The following is a 5,222-nucleotide window of genomic DNA, read 5'->3' on the forward strand; positions in this document are numbered from 1 at the left end:
CGTCGCGCTGCTCGGCGACGACCTGCCACAGCGCCTCCGGCGAGTCCACCCCACCCGGGAAACGGCACCCCATGCCGACGATCACGATCGGATCGTCGTCCGTACGCGGTGCGACGGCGGTGACGGGCTGCGGGGTGGCGTTCTTGCCGCGTTCCCGCGCGAGCGGGAGCGCGAAGTCGACGACCGCGGCCGGCGTGGGATGGTCGAAGACGAGGGTGGCCGGAAGACGCAGGCCGGTGGCGGAGTTGAGCCGGTTGCGCAGCTGCACCGCGAGCAGCGAGTCGATGCCGAAGCTCTTGAACGGCTGGTCCGGATCGATCCCGTCCGCCGAGTCGCGGCCGATGACCGTGGCGAGCTGGGTGCTGACGAGGTCGAGCAGCAGGCGGCGGGCCTGCTCCTCGGACATCAGGCCGAGCCTGCGGCGCAGGCCGGACTGGCCGGGGCGCCGCTGCGGGACTCGTACCAGCGAGCGCAGCACCGGGGACAGGGTCCCGGTGAGCGCGTCGGAGCGCAGCGCGGCCGGGTCGAGGAGGGCCGGTACGAGCACCGGGTGGTCGTCGGCGAGCGCCCGGTCGAGAAGTGCGAGGCCCTGTTCGGTGGAGAGGGGGGCGATGCCGCGGGTCGAGAGAGTGTCGTCGTCCAGGTGCCCGGTGAGTCCGCTGCGTTCGGCCCACAGGCCCCAGGCGAGTGAGGTCGCGGGGCGCCCGGCCGCCCGGCGGTGGGCGGCGAGCGCGTCGAGGAAGACATTGCCCGCGGCGTAGTTGGCCTGACCCGGGTTGCCGAGCACACCCGCCACCGAGGAGAACAGGACGAAGACCGCGAGATCCTGGTCCGCGGTCAGTTCGTCGAGGTGAACGGCCGCGTCCACCTTGGGCCGCAGTACGGTGGCGAGCCGGTCCGCGGTCAGCGATCCGACCACGCCGTCGTCCAGCAGGCCCGCGGTGTGGAAGACGGCGGTGAGCCGTACGCCGGCCAGCAACTGCGCGAGCGCGTCACGGTCGGCGGTGTCACAGGCGGCGAGGACGACCTCGGCGCCCAGTTCGGTGAGGTCGGCGGCGAGTTCCCGGGCTCCGGGCGCGTCGGGGCCGCGACGGCTGACCAGCAGCAGGCGGCGGGCCCCGTGCTCGGTGACCAGGTGCCGCGCGACCGACCCGCCGATCACCCCGGTTCCGCCGGTGATGAGTACGGTGCCCTCCGGGTCGATCCGGACGGCACCGCCCGGATCGGCGAAGGCGGAGTGCCGGGCCAGGCGAGGGGCGAGGAGCGTCCCTGCCCGCAGGGCGAGCTGGGGCTCGGTGAGTACGGCCCCGGGCACAGTGCCGGCCTGGTGCGCCTCATCCGAGTCCAACAGCGCGAACCGGTCGGGGTGTTCGGACTGCGCGGTCCTGATCAGGCCCCACACGGTGGCCTGGGCCGGGTTCCTGACCTCGGGACCGACGGCGCCGTCGGTCAGCACCAGCAGTCGGGAGCCGGTGAAACGGACATCGGCCAGCCACTCCTGGACCAGCCCGAGCGCCCAACGCGCCGACCGGTGTGCGCTCTCGGCGAGGCCGGCTCCCGTGCCGTCCGAGTCCCGCGGTGCGACCGGACATCGTACGGCGACCACCTGCGGTACGGGGTCCGGGACGTCGGCCAGGTCCGCGACCAGGCACACGTCGACGTCGGCCGCGGCGGCCGGGGCCGGTTGCCACTCCAGCCGGAACAGCGAGTCGGCTCCGCGCCCGGCGGTCAGGTCGGCGGTGAACGGCCGCATCGTGACGGCCTCCGCGGACAGCACGGGCTTGCCCGCGCTGTCGGTGACGCGCAGGGCCACCCCGTCCTCGCCCCTCGTGCTGAGCCACACCCGCAGGGCCTGTGCGCCCTCGGCGTATCGGGTGACACCGGACCAGGAGAACGGCAGAAGGGTGCCTCCGTCCCCGCGGAGCAGGCCGGCCGCGTGCAAGGCCGCGTCCAGCACTGCCGGGTGCAGCCCGAAAGAGGTGGCGTCCAGCTCGGCGGGCAGGCTCACCTCGGCGTAGACGTCGCGGCCGGTGCGCCAGGCGGCGCGCAGGCCCTGGAAGGCGGGACCGTAGTCGTAGCCCGTTTCCGCGAGGGTGTCATAACGGGTCTCGACGTCGATCTCGTGGGCACCGGGCGGTGGCCACTCCACGAGGTCGAAGTCCGCGGTGTCGTCGTCGATGTCGAGCAGCGCCGCGGCGTGCCGCGTCCACGGGGCGCCCGGGTCGGCGTCCTGCGGCCGGGAGTGCACGGCCAGCTCCCGCTGCCCGTTCGTGGCCGGCGCTTCGACGGTCACCCGCAGCTGTACGGCCTCGTCGGGTGGGAGCACCAGCGGTGTCTGGAGGGTGAGTTCGGCGAGCCGTCGCCGGCCCGTCCGGGCGCCCACGGCCATCGCGAGTTCGAGGAACGCGGTGCCGGGCAGCAGTACGGTGCCGTGCACGGCGTGATCGGCGAGCCACGGCTGCGTGTCGAGGGCGAGCCGCCCCGTGTACACCAGCCGGTCCTCCTCGACGAGCTCGACCACGGCGCCCAGCAGCGGGTGCCCGGCCGAGGTCAGACCGAGTCCGCGGGCATCGGTCCCGGCGGGTTCCGGTGTGAGCCAGTAGTGACGGCGCTGGAAGGGGTAGGTGGGGAGTTCGACGGTTCGGGCGTGGTAGGGCTTCAGGAGGGCGGGCCAGTCGACGGCGACTCCGTGGGACCATGCTTCGGCGGCGGATTCGACGAAGCGTTCCAGAGTGCCTGCGTCGCGGTGCAGCGTTCCGACGGCCGCGCCGGTGTCACCGAGCGTCTCCGTGATGGCCGAGACGAGCACGGGGTGTGCGCTGATCTCCAGGAACACCGTGTCGGGTGCCGCCAGCTGCTCCACGACCTCTGCCAGCCGGACCCGGCTGCGCAGATTGCGGAACCAGTACGCCCCGTCCAGTGCCGCTGTGTCCAGCGTGCCGCCGGTGACGGTGGAGTGGAACGCGATCCGGCCCGAACGCGGCGAGACGCCTTGCAGTTCGTGCGCGAGGGTGTCGCGGATCTCGTCGACGTGGGCGGAGTGGGAGGCGTAGTCGACCGGGATGCGGCGCGCCCACACGTCCGAGGCTTCGCACTGGGTCAGCAGCTCCTCCAGTGCTTCGGGCTGTCCGGCGACCACGGTCGAGGACGGGCCGTTGACCGCCGCGACGGAGATCCGTCCGGGCCACGCGGCCAGCAGTTCCTCCGCCCGCGCTTCCGGGACACCGAGCCAGGCCATGCCGCCGCCGCCGGACAGGACGCGCAGCGCCTTGGAGCGCAGGGCGACGACGCGGGCGCCGTCCTCGAGCGACAGACCGCCGGCGACGACGGCGGCGGCGATCTCGCCCTGCGAGTGCCCCACCACCGCTGCCGGGTTCACACCGCCGGCTCGCCAGAGTGCGGCGAGGCCGAGCATCATGGCCCAGGAGGCGGGCTGGACCACGTCGACGCGGTCCAGGCCGGGCGCGCCCTCCTCGCCGCGCAGCACCGCCGTCAGCGACCAGTCGACGAACGGCGCCAGGGCCGCCTCGCACTCGGCGATCACGCGGGCGAACTCCGGTGAGGAGTCCAGCAGCCCCACCGCCATCCCCACCCACTGCGACCCCTGTCCGGGGAACACGAACACGGCTCGGGAGGGGTTTGCACCGCTCTTGCCCTCGGTCTCGTGGGTGGCCAGTGCGTCCAGGCCGGCGAGCAGTCCGTCGCGTCCGTCGGTGCCGGGGATCACGGCCCTGGTCTCGAAGGCGGAGCGTCCGGTGGCCAGGGAGTACGCCACGTCGGCGGGGTTGAGTTCGGGTCGTGCCCGCACGTGTTCGGCCAGTCGTTTCGCGGCGTGTGCCAGTGCGTCGGCCGAGCGGGCCGACACCATCCATGGCAGGGCTGTGCCGTCCAGCCGGTCCGCGTCGTGCGGTGCCTCGTCGTCGGTGGTCGGTGTGGTGGGGGGTTCGGTGAGGATGATGTGGGCGTTGGTGCCGCTGATGCCGAATGAGGAGATGCCGGCGCGTCGGGTGTGGTTTTGGGTGGGGGGCCAGGGGTGTGGCTGGGTGAGGAGTTCGATGGTGCCGGTGGTCCAGTCGATGAGCTGGGTGGGTTTGTCGGCGTTGAGGGTGGCGGGTAGTTGGTTGTGGTGGAGGGCCATGACCATTTTGATGACGCCGCCGACGCCTGCGGCTGCTTGTGTGTGTCCGAGGTTGGATTTGAGTGATCCGAGTCGGAGTGGGTGGTTGTCGCGTTGGGTGCCGTAGGTGGCGAGGAGGGCTTGGGCTTCGATGGGGTCGCCGAGGACGGTGCCGGTGCCGTGGGCTTCGACGGCGTCGACGGCGGAGTAGGTGAGGTTGGCGTCTTGGAGGGCGGCGCGGATGACGCGTTCCTGGGCGGGGCCGCTGGGTGCGGTGAGTCCGTTGGAGGCGCCGTCCTGGTTGACGGCGGAGCCGGCGAGGACGGCGAGTATGCGGTGTCCCAGGCGTTGGGCGTCGGAGAGGCGTTCGACGACGAGTACGCCTGCGCCCTCGGCCCAGGCGGTGCCGTCGGCGTCGGCGGAGAAGGATTTGCAGCGGCCGTCGGGCGCGAGTCCCCGCTGGCGGGAGAACTCGATGAACGTGTTGGGGGTGGCCATCACCGTGACGCCGCCGGCGAGAGCCAGTGAGCACTCGCCCGAGCGCAGGGCGCGTATCGCCAGGTGCAGTGCGACCAGTGACGAGGAGCACGCGGTGTCCACGGTCAGCGCCGGGCCCTGCAATCCGAGGGTGTAGGCGACCCGCCCGGTGGCGACGCTGCCGGCTGTGCCGGTCAGGAAGTGGCCCTCCGCCTCCTCCGGCAGTCGCCCGCCACCGCCGTAGTCGTGGTACATCACTCCGGCGAAGACGCCGGTGTCGCTGCCGTGCAGCGATCCGGGCGCGATGCCGGCCCGCTCCAGGGCCTCCCAGGACACCTCCAGCAGCAGCCGCTGCTGCGGGTCCATCGCCAGCGCCTCGCGCGGCGAGATCCCGAAGAACTCGGGATCGAACTCGGCTGCCTCGTGGAGGAACCCGCCGTGCCGCACGTAGGAGGTTCCGGAGTGGTCCGGGTCGGGGTGGTAGAGGCCGTCGAGGTCCCAGCCACGGTCCGCCGGGAAGCCCGAGATCACGTCGCGCTGCTCGGCGACGACCTGCCACAGCGCCTCCGGCGAGTCCACCCCACCCGGGAAACGGCACCCCATGCCGACGATCACGATCGGATCGTCG

2 protein-coding genes and 1 pseudogene are annotated in these 5,222 nt (G+C 72.7%); 1 reads left to right on the top strand and 2 read right to left on the bottom strand.

Annotated elements, in window-relative coordinates:
* Positions 1–4,144: SDR family NAD(P)-dependent oxidoreductase (locus tag KUM38_RS33130; protein WP_374227117.1), on the bottom strand; the 4,144-nt coding region annotated here is incomplete at its 3' end.
* 12 nt (positions 4,145–4,156) lie between these two features.
* A pseudogene (locus KUM38_RS43830) lies at positions 4,157–5,158 on the bottom strand (beta-ketoacyl synthase N-terminal-like domain-containing protein); the annotation flags it as partial.
* Here KUM38_RS43830 and KUM38_RS43835 point away from each other — a divergent pair.
* Positions 5,121–5,222: CxxxxCH/CxxCH domain-containing protein (locus KUM38_RS43835; protein ID WP_374227118.1), on the top strand; the 102-nt coding region annotated here is incomplete at its 3' end. The pseudogene KUM38_RS43830 and the gene KUM38_RS43835 overlap by 38 nt on opposite strands.

This window comes from Streptomyces sp. AC558_RSS880 (assembly GCF_019049255.1).
Taxonomy (GTDB): domain Bacteria; phylum Actinomycetota; class Actinomycetes; order Streptomycetales; family Streptomycetaceae; genus Streptomyces.